Annotated in this window: 25 protein-coding genes; 20 read left to right on the forward strand and 5 right to left on the reverse strand. The window is 68.5% G+C overall.

All coding sequences use genetic code 11. The annotated features are described in order from the left end of the window. Positions 1 to 6 precede the first annotated feature (6 nt). From ACSFA2_RS23500 to ACSFA2_RS23510, 3 genes are read right to left on the reverse strand one after another with little or no spacing between them, the layout of a single operon-like run. A complete protein-coding gene (locus ACSFA2_RS23500) occupies positions 7 to 1263 on the reverse strand; it encodes a M20 family metallo-hydrolase (RefSeq protein ID WP_435457742.1) in 1257 nt (418 codons plus the stop codon). Beyond that, positions 1260 to 2141, reverse strand: coding sequence for an alpha/beta fold hydrolase (locus tag ACSFA2_RS23505; RefSeq protein WP_435457743.1), 882 nt, complete (start codon positions 2139 to 2141; stop codon positions 1260 to 1262). Before ACSFA2_RS23505 ends, ACSFA2_RS23500 begins: the two co-directional genes overlap by 4 nt. 9 nt (positions 2142 to 2150) lie before the next feature. Beyond that, positions 2151 to 3302, reverse strand: a complete 1152-nt coding sequence (locus ACSFA2_RS23510) for a pyridoxal phosphate-dependent aminotransferase (protein WP_435457744.1) — start codon at positions 3300 to 3302, stop codon at positions 2151 to 2153. Between the two features lie 278 nt (positions 3303 to 3580). Between ACSFA2_RS23510 and ACSFA2_RS23515 the strand changes: the two genes are divergently transcribed. Further along, entirely contained in the window at positions 3581 to 4315 is a 735-nt protein-coding gene (locus ACSFA2_RS23515; RefSeq protein WP_435457745.1) for a GntR family transcriptional regulator, read from the forward strand. A 43-nt stretch (positions 4316 to 4358) separates the two neighbouring features. Further along, the gene (locus ACSFA2_RS23520) at positions 4359 to 5198 is read left to right on the forward strand and encodes an SDR family oxidoreductase (protein ID WP_435457802.1); all 840 of its coding nucleotides are present in this window, start codon (positions 4359 to 4361) and stop codon (positions 5196 to 5198) included. Between the two features lie 6 nt (positions 5199 to 5204). Here the strand turns inward: ACSFA2_RS23520 and recQ are convergent, their stop codons facing one another. Together recQ and ACSFA2_RS23530 are read right to left on the reverse strand one after the other, a co-directional pair. Continuing rightward, on the reverse strand, positions 5205 to 7085 hold the full coding sequence (recQ, locus tag ACSFA2_RS23525) for a DNA helicase RecQ (RefSeq protein WP_435457746.1): 1881 nt from the start codon (positions 7083 to 7085) through the stop codon (positions 5205 to 5207). Positions 7086 to 7138: 53 nt separating this feature from the next. Beyond that, entirely contained in the window at positions 7139 to 7603 is a 465-nt protein-coding gene (locus ACSFA2_RS23530) for a hypothetical protein (RefSeq protein WP_435457747.1), read from the reverse strand. A 273-nt stretch (positions 7604 to 7876) separates the two neighbouring features. Here ACSFA2_RS23530 and ACSFA2_RS23535 point away from each other — a divergent pair, with 273 nt between their 5' ends. From ACSFA2_RS23535 to ACSFA2_RS23620, 18 genes are all read left to right on the forward strand, one after another. Further along, complete coding sequence (locus ACSFA2_RS23535) at positions 7877 to 8722, forward strand: phytanoyl-CoA dioxygenase family protein (protein WP_435457748.1); 846 nt, start codon at positions 7877 to 7879, stop codon at positions 8720 to 8722. A gap of 46 nt (positions 8723 to 8768) precedes the next feature. Further along, positions 8769 to 9743 carry an ABC transporter substrate-binding protein gene (locus tag ACSFA2_RS23540; protein ID WP_435457749.1) on the forward strand — a complete coding sequence of 325 codons (975 nt, stop codon included), beginning with the start codon at positions 8769 to 8771 and terminating at the stop codon, positions 9741 to 9743. A gap of 7 nt (positions 9744 to 9750) precedes the next feature. Then, on the forward strand, positions 9751 to 10611 hold the full coding sequence (locus ACSFA2_RS23545) for an ABC transporter permease (protein WP_435457750.1): 861 nt from the start codon (positions 9751 to 9753) through the stop codon (positions 10609 to 10611). Continuing rightward, positions 10608 to 11390, forward strand: a complete 783-nt coding sequence (locus ACSFA2_RS23550) for an ABC transporter ATP-binding protein (protein WP_435457751.1) — start codon at positions 10608 to 10610, stop codon at positions 11388 to 11390. Before ACSFA2_RS23545 ends, ACSFA2_RS23550 begins: the two co-directional genes overlap by 4 nt. 38 nt (positions 11391 to 11428) lie before the next feature. Beyond that, on the forward strand, positions 11429 to 12169 hold the full coding sequence (gene hutC / locus ACSFA2_RS23555; protein ID WP_435457752.1) for a histidine utilization repressor: 741 nt from the start codon (positions 11429 to 11431) through the stop codon (positions 12167 to 12169). A 62-nt stretch (positions 12170 to 12231) separates the two neighbouring features. Then, complete coding sequence (gene hutH, locus ACSFA2_RS23560) at positions 12232 to 13779, forward strand: histidine ammonia-lyase (protein ID WP_435457753.1); 1548 nt, start codon at positions 12232 to 12234, stop codon at positions 13777 to 13779. A 14-nt stretch (positions 13780 to 13793) separates the two neighbouring features. After that, positions 13794 to 15512 carry a urocanate hydratase gene (hutU, locus tag ACSFA2_RS23565; RefSeq protein ID WP_435457754.1) on the forward strand — a complete coding sequence of 573 codons (1719 nt, stop codon included), beginning with the start codon at positions 13794 to 13796 and terminating at the stop codon, positions 15510 to 15512. A gap of 5 nt (positions 15513 to 15517) precedes the next feature. Then, the gene (locus tag ACSFA2_RS23570) at positions 15518 to 16540 is read left to right on the forward strand and encodes an ornithine cyclodeaminase family protein (protein WP_435457755.1); all 1023 of its coding nucleotides are present in this window, start codon (positions 15518 to 15520) and stop codon (positions 16538 to 16540) included. Between the two features lie 10 nt (positions 16541 to 16550). Then, positions 16551 to 17357 (forward strand): phosphate/phosphite/phosphonate ABC transporter substrate-binding protein, encoded by an 807-nt coding sequence (locus tag ACSFA2_RS23575; RefSeq protein WP_435457756.1) that lies wholly within the window; start codon positions 16551 to 16553, stop codon positions 17355 to 17357. A gap of 2 nt (positions 17358 to 17359) precedes the next feature. Beyond that, the gene (locus tag ACSFA2_RS23580) at positions 17360 to 18337 is read left to right on the forward strand and encodes a Bug family tripartite tricarboxylate transporter substrate binding protein (protein ID WP_435457757.1); all 978 of its coding nucleotides are present in this window, start codon (positions 17360 to 17362) and stop codon (positions 18335 to 18337) included. Between the two features lie 41 nt (positions 18338 to 18378). Next, positions 18379 to 19131: a transporter substrate-binding domain-containing protein gene (locus ACSFA2_RS23585; protein ID WP_435457758.1), complete on the forward strand. Its 753-nt coding sequence runs from the start codon at positions 18379 to 18381 to the stop codon at positions 19129 to 19131. A gap of 13 nt (positions 19132 to 19144) precedes the next feature. After that, the gene (locus ACSFA2_RS23590) at positions 19145 to 19813 is read left to right on the forward strand and encodes an amino acid ABC transporter permease (protein WP_435457759.1); all 669 of its coding nucleotides are present in this window, start codon (positions 19145 to 19147) and stop codon (positions 19811 to 19813) included. Beyond that, complete coding sequence (locus tag ACSFA2_RS23595) at positions 19810 to 20406, forward strand: HutD/Ves family protein (protein ID WP_435457760.1); 597 nt, start codon at positions 19810 to 19812, stop codon at positions 20404 to 20406. The genes ACSFA2_RS23590 and ACSFA2_RS23595 overlap by 4 nt, the downstream gene beginning before the upstream one ends. A 2-nt stretch (positions 20407 to 20408) precedes the next feature. Further along, positions 20409 to 21623: an imidazolonepropionase gene (gene hutI, locus ACSFA2_RS23600; protein ID WP_435457803.1), complete on the forward strand. Its 1215-nt coding sequence runs from the start codon at positions 20409 to 20411 to the stop codon at positions 21621 to 21623. A gap of 310 nt (positions 21624 to 21933) precedes the next feature. Next, positions 21934 to 23313 carry a formimidoylglutamate deiminase gene (locus ACSFA2_RS23605; RefSeq protein WP_435457761.1) on the forward strand — a complete coding sequence of 460 codons (1380 nt, stop codon included), beginning with the start codon at positions 21934 to 21936 and terminating at the stop codon, positions 23311 to 23313. Next, the gene (hutG, locus tag ACSFA2_RS23610) at positions 23310 to 24128 is read left to right on the forward strand and encodes an N-formylglutamate deformylase (protein WP_435457762.1); all 819 of its coding nucleotides are present in this window, start codon (positions 23310 to 23312) and stop codon (positions 24126 to 24128) included. Before ACSFA2_RS23605 ends, hutG begins: the two co-directional genes overlap by 4 nt. Then, positions 24121 to 25512, forward strand: coding sequence for an FAD-binding oxidoreductase (locus ACSFA2_RS23615; protein ID WP_435457763.1), 1392 nt, complete (start codon positions 24121 to 24123; stop codon positions 25510 to 25512). Before hutG ends, ACSFA2_RS23615 begins: the two co-directional genes overlap by 8 nt. A 71-nt stretch (positions 25513 to 25583) precedes the next feature. Continuing rightward, entirely contained in the window at positions 25584 to 26630 is a 1047-nt protein-coding gene (locus ACSFA2_RS23620; RefSeq protein WP_435457764.1) for a homocysteine S-methyltransferase family protein, read from the forward strand. Positions 26631 to 26648 lie beyond the last annotated feature (18 nt).

The following is a 26648-nucleotide window of genomic DNA, read 5'->3' on the forward strand; positions in this document are numbered from 1 at the left end:
TGGCGCTCAGGCCGCCAGTTCGATCAGCAGGTCGGCCAGCACGCGCGCGCCGGCGGCCAGGTCGGCGGGCTCGGCCGACTCGGCTTCGTTGTGGGTGATGCCCAGGTGGCAGGGCACGAAGAGCATGGCCGAGGGCGCGACCGCATGCAGGTAGCGCGCGTCGTGGCCGGCGGCCGAGGCCAGGTCGCGGTGGGCGATGCCCAACCGGTCGGCCACCGCACGCGCCTGCGCGCGCAGCGTTTCTGGGAAGTGCAGCGAATCGGCGGCCGAGAGACGGTGCACGCGCACGCTGCACGGCCCCTGGTGCGCCTCGCAGATCGGTGCGACGCTTGCGCTCAGGGCCCGCAGCGTGTCCGAATCGGGATGGCGCAGGTCGATCGAAAAGACCACCTTGCTGGCCACCACCGAGGGCGCGTTCGGCAGTACCTCGAAGCGGCCGACGGTGAACTTCACGATGTCCTCGGCGTCGTGCATCCCGGCGGCGAGTGCCTGCACCATTGCCGTGGCGGCCAGCAATGCGTCCTTGCGCTCGTGGCGCTGCGAGGTGCCCGCATGTGCGGCCTCGCCCTCGACCTCGACGCGGAAGGTGTGCTTGCCCTGGATGCCGGTGACGATGCCCACGGGGAAGCCTTCGCGCTCCAGCACCGGGCCCTGTTCGATGTGCGCCTCGACATACGCATGCACCGGGCCGCCGAGCGGCCGCAGCGGGATGTGCGCGAGCCGCGTGGCCACGTCCTTCAACGCATCGCCGACGCTGATGCCCGCGGCATCGACCTCGGCGATCGTTTCGTCCAGCGTGCGATCACCGGCGAACACGGCCGAGCCCATCATGCCGGGCGCGAAGCGCGAGCCTTCCTCGTTCATCCAGGCGACGATCTCGATCGGATGCACCGGCACCACGCCCGCTTCGCGGATCGCCTGCACCGCCTCGAAGGCCGCGAGCACACCGTACACGCCGTCGAAGCGGCCGCCGGTGGGCTGGCTGTCGAGGTGCGAGCCGCTGAGCACTGGCGCGGCGCCCGGGTCGCTGCCTTCCATGCGAAGGAACAGGTTGCCCACCGCGTCGCGGCGGGTGGCCAGGCCCAGTGCCTCGCCCCAGCGCACCAGTTCGGCCTGCGCTGCCGCGTCTTCCGCCGACAGCGCCTGCCGGTTGACGCCGCCCGCTGCGGTCGCGCCGAAGCGGGCCATGTCGACATGGCGCTGCCACAGCCGCGGTTCGCTGACAAAGGAAGAGGGGCGCTCGGACATCGGCGAATCGGTCACGCGGTCTTCATGATCTCGGCGGGCACCGAGCGCGGATCGCGCGGCAGGTATTTGCCCTGCTCGACGGTCGCGAGGAAGTCCGAGACGAACTGGTTGAACAGCGCCGGCTCGTCGAGGTTGAGCGTGTGGCCGGTCTTGGGCAGCACCAGCAGGCCGCTCGCGGGGATGGTCTTCTTCAGGAAGATGCCAGGCTGCAGACAGTGGTCGTCCTCGTCGCCGACGATGACCAGTGTGGGCACGGGCATCGCCCTGAGTTCGGCTTCGAGGTCATAGATGGAAGGCCGGCGCGCCTGCACGCCCTGCATGGTGCGCGCCGAGCCGATGGCTGAATGCTCGCTGAGCTGGGTCGCAAATTCCTGCCAGCCGCGCGGGTCCTTCACCTGGAAGACGATGCGCGAAGCGGCCGTCGAATAGATCCTGGCGAACTCGACGGAGCCGATCTCCTCGAACTTGCGCGCCACTTCGAGCGACACGTTGCGGAAGTAGTCCTCCAGCGATTTCTCGGCGCCGTAGCCGGCACCTGCGACCACCAGCGACAGCGCGCGCCCCGCGTAGCGCAGGCCGAAGTGCAGCGTCGCGAAGCCGCCCATCGACAGGCCGACGATGTGCGCCTTGTCGATGCCCAGGCCGGTCATGACGTCGGCGATGTCGTCGGTGGCGATGGCTTGCGAATAGCGCTCGACGTCATCGGGCACGTCCGACGGCGGGTAGCCGCGTGCGCAGAAGGCGATGCAGCGGTAGCGGCGCGTGAAGTAGCGCATCTGCGGTTCCCAGCTGCGGATGTCGCCGCCGAACTCGTGCACGAACACGATCGGCGTGCCGCTGCCGGCTTCTTCGTAGTACAGGCGGGTGCCGTCACGGGCGGTGAGGTGGGGCATGTCGCGTCCTCAGAAGAGCTTGTCAGAAACGGGCAGCGTGCGTGCGCGTTCGACCATGGCGGGCAGCAGCTCGCAGAAGCGGTTCGCCCATGCTTCAGGCACCGTGAGGCTCACCTTGACGAAGCGTTCGCCGAAGCGTTTCGTGTGGTAGGTGCCCTGGCGGATCATGATGCCCTCGGCCTGATAGGCCTGGACCAACGCCTCGGGCCGGATGCCCGCGTCGACTGTCTCGATCACCAGCAGGTTGGCGTGCGACGGGTACACCGGAATGTGCAGGCCGGGGATGCCGTCCACCGCGTGCTTCACCGCGGCCTGGTTGGCACGCAGGCGGCGCAGCGTGTCGGGGAACCAGTCGGCCTTGCTCTTGAGGCCCGCGATGGCGGCCCGCTGCGACAGCACGTTGCTGCCCAGGTTGTTCGGCGGCGCGGTCGCGATGCGCTCGATGATGTCCGCGTTGGCCAGCACCGCGCCCAGTCGCATGCCAGCGAGGCCCAGCCATTTTGAAAAGCTGTACGTGACGATGGCCTTCTCGGGATAGAAGTTGAAGGCCGGTGCGAAGCCTTCGGCGAACTGCGAGTAGGTCGCGTCGTGGATCAGGTACGCGTCGACCGAGCGCGCGATCTCGCAGATCTCCGCAATCTCGTCGGCGGTATGGCAGGTGCCCAGCGGGTTGTTCGGGTCGACCAGGTAGATGACGCGGGTCTTCGGCCCGACGGCGGCACGCAGCTGCGCGCCCGTGAGCTTGTAGCCCTGCTCGGCGCTGTAGATCGGCAGCTCGATCACGTTCGAACCTGCCTTGCGCGCGAAGTGCATCGGCCAGGCCCAGCTCGGGTCGGTGGTGACGAAGTCGGTGCCGGGCTCGCAGATGTTGCTGCACACGTTGTAGAGCGCCTCGACCGCGCCGTCGGTCACGAAGGCCGACGCGCCCGGCACGCCCGCGTCCTCGACGATCAGGCGGCGCAGTTCCTCGAACCCGGCCGGCGGCGCGTACGCGTGGTAGCTGCCGTCCTTGAGAGCGGCCACGACGGCATCGATCACCGACGGATGTGGCTCGAAGTGGTTGGTGTTCTGGCCCAGCCACATCAGACCGGGGGTGTTGCACAGCCGGTCGAAGTACGCGTTGCGCTGCTCGAAGGGGCGGGGGGTGGGCGTGGAAGTCATTGCACTGCTCAAAGCAGAAGCTGTGCCATGTATTTCCAACGCTTTTCGCAGGGCGTCCGTACGGCTCGGCGCGTCTTTGCGCACTTGCGGTGCCCGGTGCCTGTGCGTGGTGCATGCAAAAAGCGTGTTTTCGTATTTAGCGGTGCAAGGCGAGCATGGCGAGGCGATCGATGCCGAGCCCTTCCTGTGTGAGGCATCGCTGCATCGGCGCCCTGGCCAATGGCATGAATACTGCTTCGACGTTGTCGTATATGGACACAACAACGACCCGAGGCCGCATGAAGACAACCCGCAAGACGCCCGCACCGCCACCGGTTGCCACCACACCGCGCGACCGCGCACGCGAGAAGTCGGTGACGTTGGCCGACGAACTGCAGGAGACGCTCGAAGGCCTCATCGTGAGCGGTGCGCTCAAGCCCGGCAGCCGGCTCGATGAGGCCGAGCTGGTCGAGCGCTTCCAGGTCTCGCGCACGCCGCTGCGCGAGGCGCTCAAGGCGCTCGCCGGCAACGGCCTGGTCGAGATGCGCGGCCACCAGGGCGCCTGCGTCGCAACCCTCTCGCTGCCGGTGCTCATCGAGATGTTCCAGATGATGTCGGTGATGGAAGGCCTCTGCGCCAAGTACGCGGCGCGCCGCGCCACGCCGGCCCAGCGCGCGCAGATGAAGCGCATCCACGAGCGCCTCAGCGAACTGCTGGTGATCGCCGACCACGAGAGCTTCTACGAGGTCAACCGCGAATTCCACGACGCGTTGTACGACGCGTCGAACACCCGCTACCTGGCCGAGCAGACCCGCACGCTGCGCAAGCGCGTGGGCGTGTATCGCCGGCACGTCACCTTTCAGCCCGGCCGCATGGCCGCGACCATCGGCGAGCACCTGGCCATCATTGAAGCCATCGAACGAAACGACGCCGACGCCGCCTTCGCCGCGGCGGTCGACCACGTGACGCTGCTGCAGGACGACATGGTCGACCTCATCGCGGCCATCTCGGCCCACATCCCCGGCGCGGCCTGACGGCGGCGCTCCTCTTTCATCATCCGATCCGAGCATCCCCATGATCACCCTCGACCTCAAAGGGCAGACCGCCCTCATCACCGGCGCTTCCAAAGGCATCGGCCTCGCGGCCGCCCAGGCCTTCGCCGAAGCTGGCTGCCACCTGCACCTGGCAGCCCGCGACGGTGCCGCGCTCGAGGTGGCTCGCGCCGAGATCACCGCAGCGCACGGCGTGCGCGTGACCATCCACCCGATGGACCTGGCCGCGCCGGGCGCCATGCGCCAGCTCGACGAGGCCGTGGGCGATGTCGACATCCTCATCAACAATGCCGGCGACATCCCGGCCGGCCCGATCGAGTCGCTCGATTTCGAGGTGGTGCGCCGCGGCTTCGCGCTCAAGGTGCTGGGCTACATGGAACTCACGCAACTGGTGTATGCGCGCATGAAGCGCATGGGCCACGGCGTCATCGTCAACGACATCGGCAACTCCGGCGAGAACTGGGACGCCAACTACATCGCCGGATCGACCGGCAACGCCGCCGTCATGGCCTTCACCAAGGCGCTCGGCGGTGTGAGCCTGGACGACGGCATCCGTGTTGTCGGCGTGAACCCCGGCCCCGTGTCGACCGACCGCATGGTCAAGCTGATGAAGCGCCGCGCGCACGACATGCACGGCGACGAGTCGCGCTGGAAGGAACTCTTCGTGCAGTACCCCGGCGGTCGCCCGGCGGAAGCGAAAGAGGTGGCCGAGCTGATGCTCTTCCTGGCCTCCTCGCACGCCGCCTACATCACCGGCACGATCGTCACCATCGACGGCGGCATCGCCGCACGCGGCTCGATCATCAAGACGAGCAAGAAGGCGCTGGAGATGGAAGCGGCGCTGCGCGCCAAAGCCGATGCCTAGGAACGCCTAGGCGCCCGCCGACACCCGCAGCACATCGCTCCCATAGGCCTCGAGCTTCTTGGTGCCGATGCCGCTGATGCCTTGCAGGTCTTCCAGCGTGGTGGGGGCGCGCTCGGCAATGGCGGCGAGCGTCGCGTCGTGGAAGATCACGTAGGCCGGCAGGTTGTGCTCGCGCGCCACCTCGCCGCGCCAGGCCTTGAGGGCCTCGAAGCGCTTCTGTGCGTCCGTGTCCAGCGTGGCTGCTGCCGGTGACGGTGCGCCGCGCACCGCACGTTCGCGCCGTGGCTTGCGCTCGGCGGGCGACGACACCGATTCGCGCAGGCGCACCGTGGTCTCGCCCTTGAGCACCGCGCGCGAGCCGTCGGTCAGCTGCAGCGTGTTGAAGGCTTCCGAATTGACCGCCAGCGCGCCGGTCGCGATCAGCTGGCGCAGCACGCCGCGCAGCTGCACCTCGCTGAATTCCGCGCCCAGGCCGAAGGTGCTGATGCGCTCGTGCCCGAACTGCTTGACCTTCTCGGTCGCCTTGCCGCGCAGGATGTCCATGATGTGGCCGGCGCCGAAGCTGATGCCGCTGTGCTGGTTCACGCGGTAGATCGTGCTGAGCAGCTTGCGTGCGGCATCGGTGCCGTCCCAGACCTGCGGCGGGTTCAGGCAGTTGTCGCAATTGCCACAGGGCGTCGACGCCTCGCCGAAGTAGCCCAGCAGCCGCACGCGCCGGCAGTCGCTCGCCTCGGCCAGCGACAGCAGCGCGTCGAGCTTGCCGCGCATCACCTGCTTGAATTCTTCGCCGGCGGGGCTCTCGTCGATCATGCGGCGCTGGTTCACCACGTCCTGCAGGCCGTAGGTCATCCAGGCGTCGGCCGGCGCGCCATCGCGGCCGGCGCGGCCGGTTTCCTGGTAGTAGCCCTCGATGTTCTTGGGCATGTCGAGGTGGCCGACGAAGCGCACGTCGGGCTTGTCGATGCCCATGCCGAAGGCGATGGTCGCGCACATCACGATGCCTTCTTCGCGCAGGAAGCGGTCCTGGTGCCGCTGGCGCACGGCCGCGTCGAGACCCGCGTGGTAGGGCAGGGCATTGATGCCCGCGTCCTGCAACATGACGGCCGTGTCTTCCACCCGCTTGCGCGACTGGCAGTACACGACGCCCGCATCGCCCTCGTGCTCGCGCTGGATGAAGCGCAGCAGTTGCGTGGTGGCGTCCTTCTTCTCGACGATGGTGTAGCGGATGTTCGGCCGGTCGAAGCTGCTGACGAACTGGCGCGCCTCTTCGAGCTGCAAGCGCTCGACGATGTCGGCGCGCGTCAGGTCGTCGGCGGTGGCGGTGAGCGCGATGCGCGGCACGCCCGCGTAGCGCTCGTGCAGCACCGTGAGCGCGCGGTACTCGGGGCGGAAGTCGTGGCCCCACTGGCTCACGCAGTGCGCCTCGTCGATGGCAAAGAGGCTGAGCTTGCCGCGCTCCTTCAGCGTGTCGAGCTGCTGCAGGAAGCGCGGCGTGTTCACCCGCTCGGGCGCGGCGTACAGCAGCGTGATCTCGCCGCTGAGCATGCGGCGCTCGACGTCCTGCGTCTGCTGCCAGTCGAGCGTGGAATTGAGAAAGGCGGCGTCGACGCCGGCCTCGTGCAGCGCACCGACCTGGTCGTGCATCAGCGCGATCAGCGGCGACACGACGATCGTCACGCCATGGCCCGCCCGTTGCCGCGCGATGGCGGGGATCTGGTAACACAGCGACTTGCCGCCGCCGGTGGGCATCAGCACCAGGGCGTCGCCGCCGCCAACGACGTGGTCGACGATGGCGGCCTGGGCGCCGCGGAACTGTTCGTAGCCGAAGACCTCGTGGAGGATGTCGGCGGGCGCGGCGGAGGAAGGAGGGGAAGACAGGTCGGACACGGGCAGGCTCTCAGGGAGCCTGCATTGTCGCGGCTTGTTCGCCGGCGCCGCCGTCAGGGCTTGGGCGAGAGCTGCAGCGTCTTGCTGAACGTCCACCAGTCACGATACCCGCGCGGCAGGCCGGCCACCTGCTCCCGGGTCAGCCAGACGACCTCGGCGGTCTCCAGCACCTCGCGCACGCGCGGGCGGCTCGGCGCGGGGCCCAAAGCAATCAGGTCGTCGAACAACTGGGCGGCCGGCATGGCGCTCTCGCACTGCAGCCCGGCGAACTTCTTGGCGCGTGACGCGCCCCGCAGGCGTTGTGCGCGCAGATCACCGCTGCCGCCGTTGCGCGCCCACAGCGCCACGGCTTCGACGGAGGCGGCCGGTTCGACGAAGCCGTCGATGCGCTGGCAGGCGGTCTGCAGCATGTGCTCGGCCCAGGCCGACAGGTCCGCTGAGGTCGTCTTCGCCCGGAGCCCGAGCAGGTCGGCAACGTTTTCGATCAGTTCATCGGGCAGGCTCTCGCGCAGCGGCATCGGGGCTCCAGGGGACGGGAAGAAGAGGGGATGGTCGCGCTTTCTCCGGAAATCGCGGGCTTCCGATGGTACCGACACATTTCGTCACCAATGGGGACTGCACGGCCGGTGCGCATTCGACGCCGCGGGACCGAGGGGTTTCTCTGTATAGACAGCTTGGGGCGCCGCATCGATCCTGCGCCAACTTGGGGCTCGTTCTCGCTGGCAACCGTCGGTTTCACTGGCATCCTTTTTGCGTGCGAGCTGTCTAGACTGATTTTGGAAAGGCTGTGCATGGAGACTTCGACTTCCGCCCTGGTGTCCACACCCGTGAGCGCGGCCGACGTGGCGGCGTTCCAGAAAGACGGCGTGATCGTCCTGCGCCAGGTCTTCGCCGACTGGGTCGAACCCCTGCGCGCCGGCGTCACGGCGCTGATGGCCGACCCCAGCCCGCTCGAGCGCTCGGTGGTGCCGGCCGACGGCACCGCGCCCTTCTTCCAGGACCTGTGCAACTGGCAGCGCATCCCGCCGTTCCGCGACTTCGTCTTCGAGTCCCGTGCGGCCGAGATCGCCGCCGCGCTGATGCAATCGAAGACCGCGCGCTTCTTCCACGACCACGTGCTGGTCAAGCAGGCCGGCGGCAGCACCGTCACGCCCTGGCACCAGGACCAGCCCTACTACTGCGTCGACGGCCGCCAGAGCGCCAGCTTCTGGATCCCGCTCGACCCGGTGGGGCGCGACGTCGTCATGGAATGCGTGCGCGGCTCGCACCGCTGGGGCAAGGACTTCCGCCCGATGCGCTTCAACGGCACACGGCTCTACGAGAGCGACAACTTCGAGGTGATGCCCGACATCGAGGCGATGCGCGGCGAGCTCGACCTGGCCGGCTGGGACATGCAGCCGGGCGACGCCATCGCCTTCGATTTCCGCACGGTGCACGGTGCGCCGGGCAATGCCTCGCCCCGCGCGCGCCGCGTGTTCTCGGCGCGCTGGGTGGGCGACGACGCCACCTACGCCGAGCGCGCGGGCAAGGGCTCGCCGCCCTTCACCGGCCTGACCATGCAGCACGGCGACCCGTTCGACGCGCCGATCTTCCCGCTGGTGCATGCGTCCGGCCAAGCCGGCACGACTGCTGCTTAGTTCTTTCTCTTTTCCCCTTCATCCACCTTTCCCCTACGGAGTCACGATGTCCTCTTTGAAGCAACTCGCCGCCTGCGCCCTGGCTGCCGCCACCCTCGTCGCCGGCCTGGTGTCGCCTGCCGCTGCCCAGGAAACCGCGGTCGGCATCGGCATTTCGGGCTGGACCGGCTTCGCGCCGCTCACGCTGGCCAAGGAAGCCGGCATCTTCAAGAAGAACGGCCTGGATGTGACGATCAAGAAGATCCCGCAGAAAGACCGTCACCTCGCGATCGCCTCCGGCGACCTGCAGTGCGCCGCTACCACGGTCGAGACCTGGATCGTCTGGAACACCAACGGCATCGCCACCACGCAGCTGTTCAAGATGGACCAGGGCATGGGCTCCGACGGCATCGTCGCCAAGCCCGGCATCGAGAAGGTCGCCGACCTCAAGGGCAAGACCGTGGCCGCCTCAGCGCCCGGCACCAACCCGCATTTCACGCTGGCCTGGATCCTCAAGAAGAACGGGCTGACGCTCAAGGACGTGACCCTGGTCACCCTCGAGCCTGCACCGGCCGCCAACGCCTTTGTCGCCGGCTCCGCAGGTCTCGATGCCGCCGTCACCTACGAGCCCTACCTGAGCCTGGTGCGCGACAAGCCCGAGTCGGGCAAGCTCATCGCCGACTCGCTGCAGTACCCGATGGTGTTCGACACCTTCGGCTGCACGCCGAAGTTCATCAAGGAGAACCCGAAGGCCGCCAAGGCGCTGACCGAGAGCTACTTCGAGGCGCTGGACATGATCAAGGCCGACAAGATCAAGGCCTTCACCATCATGGGCGCCGACGTCAAGCAGTCGCCCGAGCAGTTCGAGAAGTCGCAGTCCAAGATCAAGTGGGCCGACCGCGAGGCGAACGTCAAGTTCTTCGGCGGCGAGATCCAGGCCTTCAACAAGGAGGCGGCTGTGCTGCTGCAGGAGATCGGCGTCATCAAGACCGCACCGACCAACATGGATGCGCTGTTCGACACCAGCTTCCTGAAGAAGTAACCGAGCGATGCAAGCTGCGCCACCCTTTGTCACCGAGTCGACCGCCGAGCCCGCCGCCACCCCCGTGGCGGTGCCTGCCGAGAAACCCCGCATGAAACTGCTCGTGCCCGTTTCCCCACGCCGGCGCGTGTGGCTGGGTGTCGCCTTCTTCGCCGTGTTCATCGGCTTCTGGTGGGCCATCACCGCCAGTGGCTGGGTGCCGCCGCACTTCCTCGCGTCGCCGTTGAAGACGCTGTTGGCCGGCTACGACCTGTTCGCCACGCAGAACTTCATCCGCGACGTCGGCATGACGGTGTGGCGCGTGGTGGGCGGCTTCCTCCTGGCCGCCGTCATCGCGGTGCCGCTGGGCATCGCGATGGGCGCGTACAAGCCGATCGAGGCCTTCTTCGAGCCCTTCGTTTCCTTCGCACGCTACCTGCCGGCCTCGGCCTTCATTCCGTTGCTGATCTTGTGGGTCGGCATCGGCGAGGCGCAGAAGCTGTCGGTCATCTTCCTCGGCTGCTTCTTCCAGCTCACGCTGATGATCGCGATGATCGTCGCCGGCACGCGGCGCGACCTGGTCGAAGCCGCCTACACGCTGGGCGCGAAGGACCGCGGCGTGATCCGCCGGGTGCTGCTGCCCGGTGCCGCCCCCGAGATCGCCGAGGCGCTGCGCCAGGTGCTTGGCCTGGGCTGGACCTACGTCATCGTCGCCGAGCTGATCGGCGCGTCCTCGGGCATCGGCCACATGATCACCGACAGCCAGGCGCTGATGGCGACCGAGAACATCATCGCGGGCATCGTCGTCATCGGCCTCGTCGGGTTGTGCTCCGACCTGCTGTTCAAGAAGGCCAACCAGCGCCTGTTTCCCTGGAGCCTTCTCCGATGAGCCGTCTTTCCATCCGCCAGGTCGGCAAGACCTTCCCCGGCAACCGCGGCAAGGCGCCGACGCAGGCGCTGCAGCCGGTCAGCCTGGACGTGGCCGACAACGACTTCATCACCGTGCTCGGCCCCTCGGGCTGCGGCAAGTCGACGCTGCTGCGCCTGGTGGCCGGCCTCGAGACGCCGAGCACCGGCCAGATCCTGCTCGACGGCGAGCCGATCCACGGCCCCGGCGCCGACCGCGGCGTGGTGTTCCAGAGCTACACGCTGTTCCCGTGGCTCACCGTGCAGAAGAACATCTGCTTCGGCTTGCGCGAGAAGGGCATGCCCGCCGCGCAGCAGAAGGAAATCAGCGAACGCTTCATCGCGCAGGTCGGCCTGCGCGGCTTCGAAGACCATTTCCCCAAGCAGCTGTCGGGCGGCATGCAGCAGCGCGTGGCGATCGCCCGTGCGCTCGCCAACGACCCGAAGATCCTGCTGCTCGACGAGCCCTTCGGCGCGCTCGACAACCAGACCCGCGTGCTGATGCAGGAGCTGCTGCTCGGCATCTGGGAATCGGCCCGCAAGACGGTGCTGTTCGTCACGCACGACATCGACGAGGCCATCTTCATGGCCAACCGCGTGGCCGTGTTCACCGCGCGGCCGGGCCGCATCAAGGCCGACGTGGCGGTCGACCTGCCGCACCCGCGCCACTACACGATCAAGACCTCGCCCGAGTTCATGGACCTGAAGGCGCGGCTGACTGAAGAGATCCGCGCCGAGTCGCTGGCCGCGGCGGCGCATTGAAGGTACCGATGTCCGTCGCTTCGAGCCCCCGCTCTTCCATGGCCACCGGTGCGTCCGCACCCTCCGCGCTTTACCAGCAGGTGAAGGACTTCGTCGCGCGCAAGATCGCCGACGGCTCCTGGAAGCCGGGCGACCGCGTGCCGTCCGAACAGGAGCTCGTCGTCGAATTCGGCATGGCGCGCATGACGGTCAACCGCGCGCTGCGCGAGCTGGCCGAGCAGGGCAAGATCGTTCGCGTGGCCGGCGTCGGTTCCTTCGTGGCCGAAGAAAAGCCGCAGTCGACCCTGCTGCAGATCGCCAACATCGCCGACGAGATCCGCCAGCGCGGGCACGACCACCGCTGCGAGCTGGTCTCGCTCGCGCGCGTCGCGGCACCGCTCGACATCGCCGCGTCGCTCGACCTGCGCACCGGCGAATCGGTCTACGCGCTCACCTGCGTGCACTTCGAGGACGACGTGGCGGTGCAGCTCGAAGACCGCTACGTCAACCCGCGCATGGCGCCCGACTTCATCCGCCAGGACTTCACGACCTCGCTGCCGTCGGAGTACCTGGTCAAGCACGTGCCCTTCGACCAGATCGAGCATGTGGTCGACGCCATCCTGCCCACACCCGAGCAGGCCGAGCTGCTGCAGATGCCGGCGACGCAACCCTGCCTCATGCTCACGCGCCGAACCTGGGCGGGTGGTACGCCGGTCACGCTGGTGCGCTGCCTGCACCCGGGCACACGCTACCGTCTGGGCAGCCGCTTCCGGGCCGACGGCGCGGTGCCGCAGGGCTGAACGGTTGTGGCGCGCTTCGGAAATCTTTTGGACATTTCAGCTGTATAGACAGGATTAGACCAATGAACACACAAGCCTTGGAATTGCACCCCGGTGCGGTGTCGCTCGCGGAACTGCGGCGCATTCATGCGGGCGGCGTCGCCCTCTCGCTCGACCCGGCCGCACGCACTGGCATCGCGGCCGCGCAGGCCACCGTCGACCGCATCGTGGCCGAGGGCAAGGTGGTCTACGGCATCAACACCGGCTTCGGCAAGCTGGCGCAGACCACCATTCCGCATGAACGGCTGGCCGAGTTGCAGCGCAACCTGGTGCTGTCGCACAGCGTGGGCACCGGCGCGCCGCTGGCCGACGGCGTGGTGCGCCTCGTGCTCGCGACCAAGGCCGTGAGCCTGGCGCGCGGTCACTCGGGTGTGCGGCCGCAGATCATCGATGCGCTGCTCGCGCTCTTCAACGCGGGCGTGCTGCCGCGCATCCCGGGCAAGGGCTCGGTCGGTGCATCGGGCGACCTCGCGCCGCTGGCGCACCTGGCCTGCGTGTTGATCGGCGAGGGTGAGGCGACCTTGCCCGACGGCCGCGTGGTCGGCGGTGCCGAGGCGATGCGCCACATCGGCCTCGACCCCTTCGTGCTCGGCCCGAAGGAAGGCCTGGCGCTGCTCAACGGCACGCAGGTGTCGACCGCGCTGGCGCTGGCCGGCCTGTTCGGTGCCGAGAACGTCTTCGCGGCCGGGCTGATGTCGGGCGCGCTGTCGCTCGAGGCCATCCAGGGCTCGATCAAGCCTTTCGACGCACGCATCCACGCGGCACGCGGCCAGCCGGGACAGATCGCGGTGGCCGCTGCCGTGCGCGCGCTGCTCGAGGGCAGCGACATCGTCCCCTCGCATGCTGACTGCGGCCGCGTGCAGGACCCGTACTCGATCCGCTGCGTGCCGCAGGTGATGGGCGCCTGCCTCGACAACCTGGCGCATGCGGCGCGTGTGCTGGTCATCGAAGCCAACGCGGCCTCGGACAACCCGCTGGTCTTCACCGACACCGGGGAGGTCATCAGCGGCGGCAATTTCCACGCCGAGCCGGTCGCCTTCGCGGCGGACATCATCGCGCTGGCGGTGAGCGAGATCGGTGCCATTGCCGAACGCCGCATCGCGCTGCTGCTCGACAGCGGCCTGTCGGGCCTGCCGCCTTTCCTGGTGCGCGACGGCGGCGTCAACTCCGGCTTCATGATCGCGCAGGTCACGGCCGCAGCGCTCGCGTCCGAGAACAAGTCGCTGGCCCACCCGGCCAGCGTCGACAGCCTGCCGACCTCGGCCAACCAGGAAGACCACGTCTCGATGGCGACCTTTGCCGCACGCCGTTTGGGCGATATGGTCGAGAACACGGCGGTCGTCGTCGGCATCGAAGCCATGGCCGCCGCGCAGGGCATCGAGCTCAAGCGCGAACCGGCGGCAGTGCTGAAGAGCTCGCCGCTGGTCGAGACCGAAATCGCCACCATCCGGACGAAGGTCGCCTTTCTCGGGAGCGACCGCTACCTCGCCCCCGACATCGAAGCCATGCGGCAATGGGCCCTCGCGGCCGCGCTGCCCGACGCCCTGTTGAACATCCTGCCCAGCCATTGAAAGGACCCTGCGCCATGAATGCCCCCGACAAATTCAACGCCGATCCCCGCCACGACCCGACCCGCGTGATCCGCGCCCCGCGCGGCAGCGAACTCAGCTGCAAGAGCTGGCTCACCGAAGCGCCCTTCCGCATGCTGCAGAACAACCTCGACGCCGAGGTCGCCGAGCGCCCGCAGGACCTGGTGGTGTACGGCGGCATCGGCCGCGCCGCGCGCAACTGGGCGTGCTACGACCAGATCCTCGAATCGTTGAAGGTGCTGGAAGACGACGAGTCGTTGCTGATCCAGTCGGGCAAGCCGGTCGGCGTGTTCAAGACGCATGCCAACGCGCCGCGCGTGCTCATCGCCAACTCGAACCTCGTGCCCAAGTGGGCGACCTGGGAGAAGTTCAACGAACTCGATCGCGCGGGCCTCTTCATGTACGGCCAGATGACGGCCGGCAGCTGGATCTACATCGGCGCGCAAGGCATCGTGCAGGGCACCTTCGAGACCTTCGTGGAGGCCGGCCGCCAGCACTACAACAACGATCTCGCAGGCAAGTGGATCCTCACCGCCGGCCTGGGCGGCATGGGCGGCGCGCAGCCGCTGGCGGGCGTGCTGGCCGGCGCCTGCGTGCTCGCCATCGAATGCCAGCAGTCGAGCATCGACTTTCGCCTGCGCACGCGCTACGTCGACAAGCAGGCCAAGGACCTCGACGATGCGCTGGCGCTGATCGCGCACCACACGGCGAAGAAGGAAGCGGTGTCGATCGCGCTGCTCGGCAATGCGGCCGAGATCGTTCCCGAGCTGGTCAAGCGCGCAAAGGGCGGCACCGCCATCAGGCCCGACCTGGTGACCGACCAGACCTCCGCACACGACCTGATCCATGGCTACCTGCCGATCGGCTGGAGTGTGCCGCAATGGCAGGCCGCGATGAAGGACGAGTCGCAGCATGCGGCGCTGACGGCCGCTGCGGCCAAGTCCTGTGTGGCGCACGTGCAAGCCATGCTCGATTTCCAGGCCATGGGCGTGCCCACGGTCGACTACGGCAACAACATCCGCCAGGTCGCCTTCGACGAAGGCGTGCAGAACGCCTTCGACTTCCCCGGTTTCGTGCCCGCGTACATCCGCCCGCTGTTCTGCGAAGGCAAGGGCCCGTTCCGCTGGGTCGCGCTCTCGGGCGACCCGGAGGACATCTACAAGACCGATGCCAAGATCAAGGAGCTGTTCCCCGACAACAAGCACACGCACCGCTGGCTCGACATGGCGCGCGAGCGCATCGCCTTCCAGGGCCTGCCGGCGCGCATTTGCTGGCTGGGCCTGGGCGAGCGCCACAAGGCCGGCCTGGCCTTCAACGAAATGGTGAAGAGCGGCGAGCTGAAGGCGCCCATCGTCATCGGCCGCGATCACCTCGACACCGGCTCCGTCGCCAGCCCCAACCGCGAGACCGAAGCCATGAAGGACGGTACCGATGCCGTCAGCGACTGGCCGCTGCTCAACGCGCTGCTCAACACCGCCGGCGGCGCGACGTGGGTCAGCCTGCACCACGGCGGCGGCGTCGGCATGGGCTACTCGCAGCATGCCGGCATGGTGATCGTCTGCGACGGCACCGACGCTGCCGCCAAGCGCATCGGCAACGTGCTGTGGAACGACCCGGCCAGCGGCGTGATGCGCCACGCCGACGCGGGCTACGACATCGCCGTCGCGACCGCGAAGAAGCACGCCCTCAACCTCCCCATGATTGACAAGGCCTGAAGCACATGTCCGATTCGACTGCGGAGATCCATCTCCAGTACCTCAACTACCCCGACGTCCAGCAGCTCGCGATGACCGACGCCGAGATCATCGCGGCCGTCGAGCAGGGCCTGGTCGCGCAGGCGCGCGGCGAGGCGACCATCGAGCCGCGCATGCACCTGGTGCCCGAGAAGGACTACCCCGGCCACTTCAACGTGCTGCGCGGCTACATCCGCACGCTCGGTGACCAGGGCGTCGCGGGCGTGAAGGTGGTGGGCGACTTCTACCGCAACTACGAGATCGGCCTGCCGTCGGAGCTGGCCATCCTCAACCTCTTCAACCCAAAAAACGGCACGCCGGTCGCGATCATCGATGCGTCCGACATCACTGACATGCGCACCGGCGCGGTGACGGCCATCGGCGCCAAGCACCTGGCGCGCAAGGACTCGAAGGTGCTCGGCCACATCGGCGCACGCGGCACGGCCTACTGGAACGTGCGGCTGCTGCATTCGATCTTTCACTTCGACGAGATCCGCGTGCACTCGCGCCGCAAGGAAAGCCGCGACGCCTTCGCCGCCAAGCTCGAGCACGACCTGGGCGTGAAGATCACCGTCACCGAGGATTGGGAGTCGTGCGTGCGGGGGGCCGACATCGTGGTCGAAGCCTCGCGCCTCGAGAAGCCCGCGCCGATGCTCAAGACCGAGTGGATCAAGAAGGGTGCCTGCGTGATTCCCTACGGCACCAACAGCGCGGTCGAGCTGTCGCTCACCGACATCATGGACAAGATGGTGATGGACGACTGGGGCCAGGCCAAGGCCGGCCCTTTCGGTGCGCTGCGTGCGCATGTCGACAGCGGCAAGCTGTCCGAGACGACGCTGTACGCCGAGCTTGGCCAGATCGTCGCGGGCATGAAGCCGGGCCGCCAGAGCGACGACGAGACCAACCTGTTCTGGCACCGCGGCCTGTCGCTGTCGGACATCGCGCTCGGCTGCGCGATGCTCGACAAGGCAAAGGCGATGGGCATCGGCCAGACCTTGCGCTTCCGCTGAGCAGGCCGCCATGCACCTGGTCGCCAATGCCCGCATGTACTCGGCCACGCCCGCCGTGCGCGACGCGTGGAAAGTGCTGTTGCGCTGGGTGCTGGCGCACGCCGGGCTCGCGTGGGAGGTGATCGACTACGACGCGCCCGCGCCGCTGTCGGTGCTGTGGGCGCGCGACGACCTGGGCCTGGCGATGATGTGCGGGCTGCCCTTCGCGCAGCGCGGCGTGCGGCCCACGCTGGTGGCCGCGCCCATCCCGTCGCCGGCGCGCTACGGCGGCCGCCCCGTGTACTTCACCCACATGGTGGTGCGCGCCGACTCGGCGTTCCAGCGGCTCGAGGACACCTTCGGCGGCACGGTCGGCTACACGCTGGCCGATTCGATGTCGGGCGGCGTCGCCTTTCGCGATCACCTGGCGCCGTACCGCGAGCGCGAAGGCACGCGGCTCTACGCCCGAGCGGTCGGCAATCTCATCCATGCCCGCGGCGTGATCGACGCGCTGGCGGCAGGGCGCATCGATGTCGGCCCGCTCGACAGCTACTACCACGACCTCCTGCGCCACGACGAGCCCGCGCTGGCCGCCCAGGTGCGCGTGGTCGCGAGCACCGGTGCGATGCCGATTCCGCCGCTTGTCGCCACCGCGGCGCTGGCACCCGATGACCTGCAGCGCCTGCGCGGGGCGCTGGCCGACGTGGCGGACGCGCCCGAACTGCAACCGGTCAGGGAACGCTTGTTGCTTGCAGGTTTTGCTTTTGCCGACCCCGCGGCGTATGACGCGCTCGCAGCCATGGCCCGGCGCCCTGTCCCATCCTTCGAGGAACTTTGATGATGAAGCTTTTTCTGTCGGCCACCTCCGCGGTGGCCGCATCGCTGCTGCTGGCGGTCGCGCCGTTGCAGGCCTCGGCGCAGGCCTACCCCTCCAAGCCCGTGCACGTGGTCGTGCCTTTCGCGCCGGGCGGCCCGGTCGATGTGCTCGGCCGCGTGCTGGGCCAGGACTTCGCCGAAGCCTGGGGCCAGCCTTTCGTGATCGAGAACAAGGTCGGCGCGGCCGGCAACATCGGCATCGACTTCCTCGCCAAGGCGGCGGCCGACGGCACCACCATCGGCATCGTGCCGGCCGGCAACATCGCCGTGAATCCGTCGCTGTTCCCGAACCTGCCGTACAAGGCGTCGGAGCTGCAGCCCGTGGCGATGCTCGCGACGGTCGAGAACGTGCTGGTCGTCAACGCGGCGCTGCCCGTGAAGAACCTCAAGGACCTGCTCGCGATGGCGGCGGCCAAGCCCGAATCGGTGAGCTTCGCCTCGCCCGGTGCCGGCAGCCAGGCGCACCTGGCCGGCGAACTGATGGCGCTCAACGCGAACGTCCGCCTGATCCACGTGCCGTACAAGGGCACCGGTCCCGCGCTCGTGGACGTGATCGGCGGCCAGGTCACGATGATGTTCGGCCAGATGTCGTCGGTGCTGCCGCAGATCAAGGCCGGCAAGCTGCGCGCCATCGGCGTCGCCAGCCTCAAGCGTTCGGCCGTGCTGCCTGACGTGCCCACCATTGCCGAGCAGGGCATGCCGAACTTCGAGGCGGTGTCGTGGTATGCGCTGATGGTGCCGGCGGCCACGCCCAAGGCCATCGTCGACAAGCTCAACGCCGAGAGCCTCAAGATGCTCGCCAAGCCGGCCATCCAGGAGAAGTTCGCGGGCCTCGGCCTCGAACCCGGTGGCGGCACGCCGCAGGCGCTGGCGGCCACCATCCAGACCGAAACCGTGCGCTGGGCCGACGTGATCCAGAAGAAGAACATCAAGGCCGACTGAGCGCCGCCCCGAGTCACTTTCACCCCCTTCCAGGAACCACCATGAACTTTCGCCGCAACCTCCTCATCGCCGCACTCGCTGTCGCCGGATCCACCAGCTTCACCGGCATCGCCCACGCCCAGGCCGTGCTCACCGTCGGCACCGACGCCACCTTCCCGCCCATGGAGTTCGTCGAGAACAACAAGCGCACCGGCTTCGACATCGAACTGGTCGAAGCCATCGGCCAGGCCATGGGCCGCAAGGTCGAATGGGTCGACATCGACTTCAAGGGCCTGATCCCCGGCTTGATGTCCAAGCGCTTCGACATGGCGGTGTCGGCGATCTACATCACCGACGAGCGCAAGAAGGTCGTCGACTTCACCGTGCCGTACTACGCGGGCGGCCTGGTCGCGATGGTCAAGGCCGACAACACGACCATCAAGTCGCCGGCCGACCTCAACGGCAAGAAGGTCAGCGTGCAGGTCGGCACCAAGTCGGTCAGCTACGTGAAGGAAAAGTACCCGCAGGTGCAGCTGATGGAAGTCGAGAAGAACCAGGAGATGTTCAACCTGGTCGACATCGGCCGCAGCGACGCTGCCGTGACCGGCAAGCCCGCCGCCTACCAGTACGTGCGCACCCGCCCGGGCCTGAAGGTGCTCGACGAGCAGCTCACCACCGAGGAATACGGCATGGCGATCCGCAAGGACACGCCCGAGCTGACCAAGGCGGTGGACACCGCCATCGCGAAGCTGAAGGCCGACGGCACCTACGCGGCCATCGTGAAGAAGTGGTTCAGCAACACCGCTGCGAAGTGATCCGGCCGCGTTGATGGATCTGGACTTCACACCGGTATGGGCCGGATGGGCCAACCTGCTGCGCGGCGCGCTGGTCACGGTGGAGATCACCGCGTGCGCGCTGGCGCTGGGCTGCGTGCTCGGCCTGCTGGTGGGCATCGGCCGCCTGAACCCGAAGCGCCGCTGGCTCTATGGCATGTGCACCGCCTACGTGGCGGTGATCCGCGGCACCCCGCTGCTGGTGCAGCTTTTCATCCTGTTCTTCGGGCTGCCGCACTTCGGCATCCTGCTGCCGGCCTTTTTGTGCGGGGTGCTCGGCCTGGGCGTGTATTCCGGCGCCTACGTGTCGGAGATCGTGCGCGGCGCCATTCAGTCGATCGACCGCGGCCAGACGCTGGCGGCGCAATCGCTGGGCATGACGCCCGCGGTGGCCATGCGCCAGATCGTGCTGCCGCAGGCGGTGGTGCGCATGATTCCCCCACTCGGCAACGAGTTCATTGCGTTGATCAAGAACTCCGCCTTGGTATCGTTGCTGACCATCCACGATGTGATGCACGAAGGCCAGAAGATCATCAGCGTGTCGTACCGCTCGCTCGAGGTGTATCTGGCCATTGCCCTTGTTTACTTCCTGTTGACAGGCACCGTGACGCTCGTGCTGCGACATTGGGAGCGGAAACTTGGACAAGGAGGGTTGATTCGATGAGCCTGCAGCGTTTCTCGCGTTCAGCCCTGGCGGTGACGCCGTGGAAGAACGGCGGGGGCACCACGCAGGAGGTCGTTTGCTTTCCGCCAGGCGCCGGCCTGGACGACTTCGATTGGCGCGTGAGCATCGCCACCATCGGGATGGGCGGCCCCTTCTCGGTCTTTCCCGGGGTGGACCGCACGATCATGCTGCTCGAGGGTGACGGCGTGCGCCTGCAGTCGGTCGACTTCGACCACGTGCTCGACACACCGCACCAGCCCTTCGCCTTCGACGGCGATGCGGCGGTCGATTGCAGCCTGCTCGGCGGCCTCTCGACCGACTTCAACCTGATGGTGCGGCGCGCCCGCGGCCAGGCCACCCTGCGCGTGATCTCCGAGATGGCCGTGCTGGAACGCAGTGCCCATGGCCTGCTGATGACGGTGGATGGTCAATGGCGCGTCGGTGGCGGCACGCTGAAGCAGGGCCAGGGCGTCTGGTGGGCCGACGAGCCCCACACCTGGACCGTCAAGCCGGCCAGCCGCGGCGCACGCCTGGCGGTGGTGCAGTGGCGGCCCGACGACGCCGCGCCCGCGCTCGACGATCTGCACATATGACGATGAAACCCTTCGACACCTGCCCCTCCGCCGACGGCCTCTGGACCGGGCTTCGGTTCGCTGACGCGCCCACTGCGGCCGCTGCCATCGTGGTCACACAGGGTCTGATCCGCTGGGGCGGGCCGCAGGCCGATGTACCGGCCGAGTTCCACGCGCTGCCACGCCACGACGGCGGCGATTCGCTCGTCACGCCGGGGCTGGTCGACTGCCACACGCACCTGGTCTACGGCGGCCAACGCGCCAACGAATTCGCGATGCGGCTGGCCGGCGCGAGCTACGAAGAAGTGGCGAAGGCCGGCGGCGGCATCGTCTCCAGCGTGCGCGCCACGCGCGAGGCGAGCGAAGACGAGCTCTTCGCCAGCGCGGGCAGACGGCTCGAATCATTGCTGGCCGAAGGCGTCTGCGCGATCGAGATCAAGTCGGGCTATGGCCTGTCGCTGGAACACGAGCGCAAGCAACTGCGCGTGGCGCGCCGCCTCGGCAACGCGTATGGCGTGACGGTGCGCACCACCTTCCTCGGCGCCCACGCGCTGCCGCCCGAATATGCGGGCCGCAGTGGCGCGTACATCGACCTCGTGTGCGACGAGATGCTGCCGGCGCTCGCGGCCGAGGGGCTGGTCGATGCGGTCGATGTGTTCTGCGAGCGCATCGCCTTTTCGCTGGAAGAGACCGAACGCGTGTTCCAGGCGGCGAAGCGGCTGAACCTGCCGGTCAAGCTGCACGCCGAGCAACTGTCGGACATGGGCGGTGCGGCATTGGCCGCGCGCTATGGCGCGCTGTCGTGCGACCACATCGAACACCTGTCGCAGGCCGGCATCGATGCGATGCGCGACGCGGGCACGGTGGCCGTGCTGCTGCCGGGGGCGTTCTACACGCTGCGTGATACGACGGTGCCGCCTATCGCTGCACTGCGTGCGGCGGGCGTGCCGATGGCGGTATCGACCGATCACAACCCGGGCACCTCGCCGGCGCTGAGTTTGCTGTTGATGGTGAACATGGCATGCACCTTGTTCCGGCTGACGGTGCCGGAAGCGATCGATGCGGTGACCGTGCATGCGGCGCGTGCGTTGGGGTTGCAGGCGACGCATGGTTCCATCGGCGTCGGGATGCCTGCGAACTTCGTGCTGTGGGATGTGCGGGAGGTGGCGGAGCTGGCCTATTGGCTGGGGCAGCGTCCGGTGCGTTCTGTGGTGCGGCAGGGGAGGGTGGTGTTGTGATCGTTTTCGCTTGGCTTGCTGAGAGCGCCCGGCAGGCGGTGCGGGCCGGGCGACCCCGGTGCGCCGGCCGCTGCGCGGCTGCCCTGCGGTGCTCGCGCCATCGGCTGCGTCGCAGAACTCGCTGCGCTCACTTCGTTCTCTTCGCTCAAACAGCTGCGACGAGTCAGATGTTGAAGCGCGCTGCGCGCGCAGCCGATGGCGCTGCGCTCCTCGGCGGCGCACAGGGGATCGCCCGGCCCGCACCACCTGCCGGGCTTGGGGTGGCGCAATCGCTGCGCCCACCGACGTTCCCCCAAGACGAAACGAACGCATGACACAGAGCATCCTCGCAAGCCACGCATTGCTTCCCACAGGCTGGCAAAAGAACGTCCGCCTCGAATGGAACGACAACGGCCAGTTGACCCACGTCGAACCCAACACGACAGCACCGGAAACGACACAAGGCCCGGTCATCCCCGGCACGCCCAACCTCCACTCCCACGCCTTCCAGCGTGCCATCGCCGGCCTCACCGAATACCGCGGCGAGGCGAGCGACAGCTTCTGGAGCTGGCGCACGCTGATGTACCGCTTCGCGCTGCGGCTCGACCCCGCGCAGCTCGAAGCCATCGCGCTGGGCCTGTACGTCGAGATGCTCGAAGCGGGCTACACGTCGGTGTGCGAGTTCCACTACGTGCACCACCAGGGCGACGGCCGGCCGTATGCCGACGACGCCGAACTGGCGCATGCGCTGATGCGCGCGGCGCAGCGTGCGGGCATCGGGCTCACGCTGCTGCCGGTGCTCTACCAGACCAGCGGCTTCGGCGCCAAGCCGCCGAGCGAGGGGCAACGCCGCTTCATCCGCTCGACCGCGTCGATGCTTCGCCTGCTCGAACGACTCAAGCCGCTGTGCGATGCCCAAGGTGCACGCCTCGGCCTCGCACCGCATTCCCTGCGCGCGGTGCCGCCCGATGCGCTGCGCGACGTGCTGGCCGGCCTCGACGCCATCGACCCGACCGCACCGGTGCACATCCACATCGCCGAGCAGACGCAGGAGGTCGACGACTGCCTGACGTGGAGCGGCCAGCGCCCCGTCGCCTGGCTGCTCGACCACGCGCCGGTCGACGCGCGCTGGTGCCTGGTGCACGCGACGCACATGGACGGCGACGAGTACCGTCGCGCCGGCGCCACCGGTGCCGTCGCGGGCCTGTGCCCGACCACCGAAGCGAACCTGGGCGACGGCATCTTCGACCTGCCGGCGTGGCGCGCGGCCGGCGGCGCATGGGGCATCGGCTCCGACAGCCACATCTGCGTGAACGCCGCGGAAGAACTGCTGATGCTCGAGTACAGCCAGCGCCTCGCGACGCGCCAGCGCAACGTGGCGGCCGAGGTGTCGCAGCCGAACGTCGCGAGCGCGATGACGCTGGCGGCGGTGCAGGGCGGGGCGCAGGCGTCCGGCCGCGCCGTCGGAGGCCTCGCCGTCGGGCAGCAGGCCGACTTCACCGTGCTCGATGCAGCACACCCCGCGCTCGCCGGGCTCGATGCGCCCGACATGCTGTCGTCGCACGTCTTCGCCAGCCACCGCACCAGCGCGATCGACGCCGTGTGGGTGGCCGGTCAACCCCGCGTGCAGGCCGGCCGCCATCCGCTTCACGACAACGCGTCGGCCGGTTTCGTCGCCGCGCGCCACCAACTGCTTCAGGATTCCCGATGAGCTTTCAAACCACCGAACCCCCTTTCCGCTTCCGCCAGGGCACGCGGCCTTTGCTGATCTCCATGCCACACGTCGGCACGCACGTGCCGCCCGCATTGGCGGCGCGCTTCACCGACGAAGCGCGGCAGGTGCCCGACACCGACTGGCACCTCGAGCGGCTCTACGACTTCGCCGACGAACTCGGCGCGTCGGTGCTCGTCGCCACGCACTCGCGCTACGTGATCGACCTCAACCGTCCGCCGGACGGCGCCAGCCTCTACCCGGGCCAGAGCGTCACCGGCCTGTGCCCGGTCGACACCTTCGACAACACGCCGATCTACGAGGCCGGCGACGTGCCCGAAGACACCGAGATCGCCGCGCGCCGCGACGCCATCTGGAAGCCGTACCACGCCAAGCTCGCCGAAGAGCTGGCACGCATCCACGCGCAGCACGGCATCGCCGCGCTGTGGGACGCCCATTCGATCCGCTCCGTGCTGCCGCGCTTCTTCGAGGGCAAGCTGCCCGACCTGAACCTGGGCACCGCCAAGGGCGAGAGCTGCGACCCGGCGCTGGCAGAGACGCTGCGCGGCATCGCCGAGAACGCGCCCGGCTACACCGGTGTGCTCAACGGCCGCTTCACCGGCGGCTACATCACGCGCCACTACGGGCAGCCCGCGCAGAACGTGCACGCCGTGCAGCTGGAGATGACGCAGTCGAGCTACATGCAGGAGGCGCTGCCCTTCGACTACCTGCCCGACGTGGCGGCCGGCGTGCAGCCGCCTGTGCGGCGCATGCTCGAGGCCGTGCTCGCGTTCGTCGAGGCACGGCGTGGCTGACGTCGCCTTCATCGAGGCGCTGATCGCCGCGGCCGGCGCCGACGCCGTGCAGACCGGCGACGCCGTGCCGCCGCGTCACTGCACCGACTGGAGCGGCGTCACCCCGGTGCAGCCGGTCGCGCTGGTGCGCCCGCGCAACACCGATGCGGTCGCGGCCGTGCTGCGCGCATGCAGCGAATTCCGCGTGCCGGTCGTGCCGCAGGGCGGCCTCACCGGCATGGCGGGCGGGGCGGTGCCGGTCGCCGGGGCGATCGCGCTGTCGCTCGACCGCATGAACGCCATCGAGTCGCTCGATGTGGCCGCCTCGACGATCACCGTCCAGGCCGGCGTCACGCTGCAGGCCGTGCAGGAAGCGGCTGCGGCGCACGGCCTGCAGTTCGGCGTCGACCTCGGCGCGCGCGGCTCCTGCCAGATCGGCGGCAACCTCGCGACCAACGCCGGCGGCAACGGCGTGCTGCAGTTCGGGATGATGCGCGAGCAGGCGCTCGGGCTCGAGGTGGTGCTGGCCGACGGCACGGTGCTGCCCATGCTGCGGCCGATGATCAAGAACAACACCGGCTACGACCTCAAGCAGCTCTTCATCGGCGCCGAAGGCACCCTCGGCGTGATCACGCGCGCCGTGCTGCGGCTGCACCCGGCGCCGCGCGCGAAGGCGACGGTGCTGGTCGCGGTCGGCAGCTTCGCGCAGTCGCTGACCCTGCTCGGCCGGCTGCAGGCGCGTTTCCCCGGCGCGGTGGCGGCCTTCGAGCTGATGTGGCGCGACTTCGTCGCCGCGTCGCTGCAATGGCAGTCGCTGCGCGAACCTTTCGATGCACCGCACCCGTTCGCCGCACTGATCGACGTGACGGGCAGCGACGAAGACGAACTGCGCACCGCGATCGAGGAACTGCTCGGCGAATCGATGGAATCCGGCGAGGCACTCGACGCCGTCATCGCGCAATCACAGGCGCAGGCCCGCGCGCTGTGGAAGATCCGCGAGGCCACCGCCGAGCTGCCAGCCAACATGCACCCACCGATCAATTTCGACGTGAGCCTGCCGATGGCCGACATCGGCCGCTTCGCCGACACCTGCCGCACGGCGCTCGATGCGCGCTGGCCCGGCAACATCTCGGTCTTCTTCGGCCACGTGGGCGACAGCAATCTGCACATCTCCGTGGATGCCAGCACGGTCGGCGGCGACGAGCATGGCGTCGAGACGCTCGTGTACGACCAGGTCGCCGCGTTCGGCGGCAGCGTGTCGGCCGAGCACGGCATCGGCACGCACAAGAAGCCGTATCTGGGCGCCAGCCGCACGCCGGCCGAGCTGGCCGCGATGCGCGCCATCAAGCAGGCGCTGGACCCGCAGCACCTCATGAACCCCGGGAAGCTCTTCGACCGCGTTTGAGGACCGTGCGGCGTGGCACCGCGATCACACACGACGGCAAGCCCTTTGACCGCTTCCTACAATCACGGGCTATGAAGCCCATCGTCTACACCCGCGGCCAGGCCCTGCCTGGCATCCTCGCCCAACGCATCGCCGTGCTCGACGGCGCCATGGGCACGATGATCCAGCGCTTCAAGCTGACCGAAGAACAGTACCGCGGCGAACGTTTCAAGGACTTCGAGCGCGACGTGAAGGGCAACAACGAGCTGCTGTCGCTGACCCGCCCCGACGTGATCCGCGACATCCACGAGAAGTACCTCGCGGCCGGCGCCGACCTGATCGAGACCAACACCTTCGGCGCCACGACCGTCGCGCAGGAGGACTACCAGATGGCGCACCTGGCGCGCGAGATGAACGTCGAGTCGGCCAAGCTCGCGCGCGCCGCTTGCGACAAGTACAGCACGCCCGACAAGCCCCGCTTCGTCGCCGGCGCCCTCGGACCGACGCCCAAGACGGCCAGCATCAGCCCCGACGTGAACGACCCCGGCGCCCGCAACGTCGACTTCGAAACCTTGCGCGCGGCGTACTACGAACAGACCGAGGCGCTGGTCGAAGGCGGTGCCGACGTGATCCTGGTCGAGACCATCTTCGACACGCTCAACGCCAAGGCGGCGCTGTTCGCAGTCGACGAGTACTTCGAGGCCTCGGGCGAGCGCCTGCCGCTCATCATCAGCGGCACCGTGACCGACGCCTCGGGCCGCATCCTGAGCGGCCAGACCGTGACCGCCTTCTGGCACAGCGTGCGCCACGCGCAGCCGCTGGCCGTTGGTCTGAACTGCGCGCTGGGCGCGGCGCTCATGCGGCCTTACATCCAGGAACTGGCCAAGGTGGCGGGCGACACCTTCATCAGCTGCTACCCCAACGCCGGCCTGCCCAACCCGATGAGCGACACCGGCTTCGACGAGACGCCCGACGTCACGGCGCGCCTGCTGCACGAGTTCGCGTCCGACGGCTTGGTGAACATCGTGGGCGGCTGCTGCGGCACCACGCCCGATCACATCGCCGCCATCGGCCGGAGCGTCACGCCGCTGGCGGGGCGCACGCTGCAAGGCACGGCCTTCTACCGCGAAGCCGTCTGAACGCTGCCCCGCCGTGGG

This window comes from Variovorax cryoconiti (assembly GCF_051216395.1).
Classification (GTDB): domain Bacteria; phylum Pseudomonadota; class Gammaproteobacteria; order Burkholderiales; family Burkholderiaceae_C; genus Variovorax.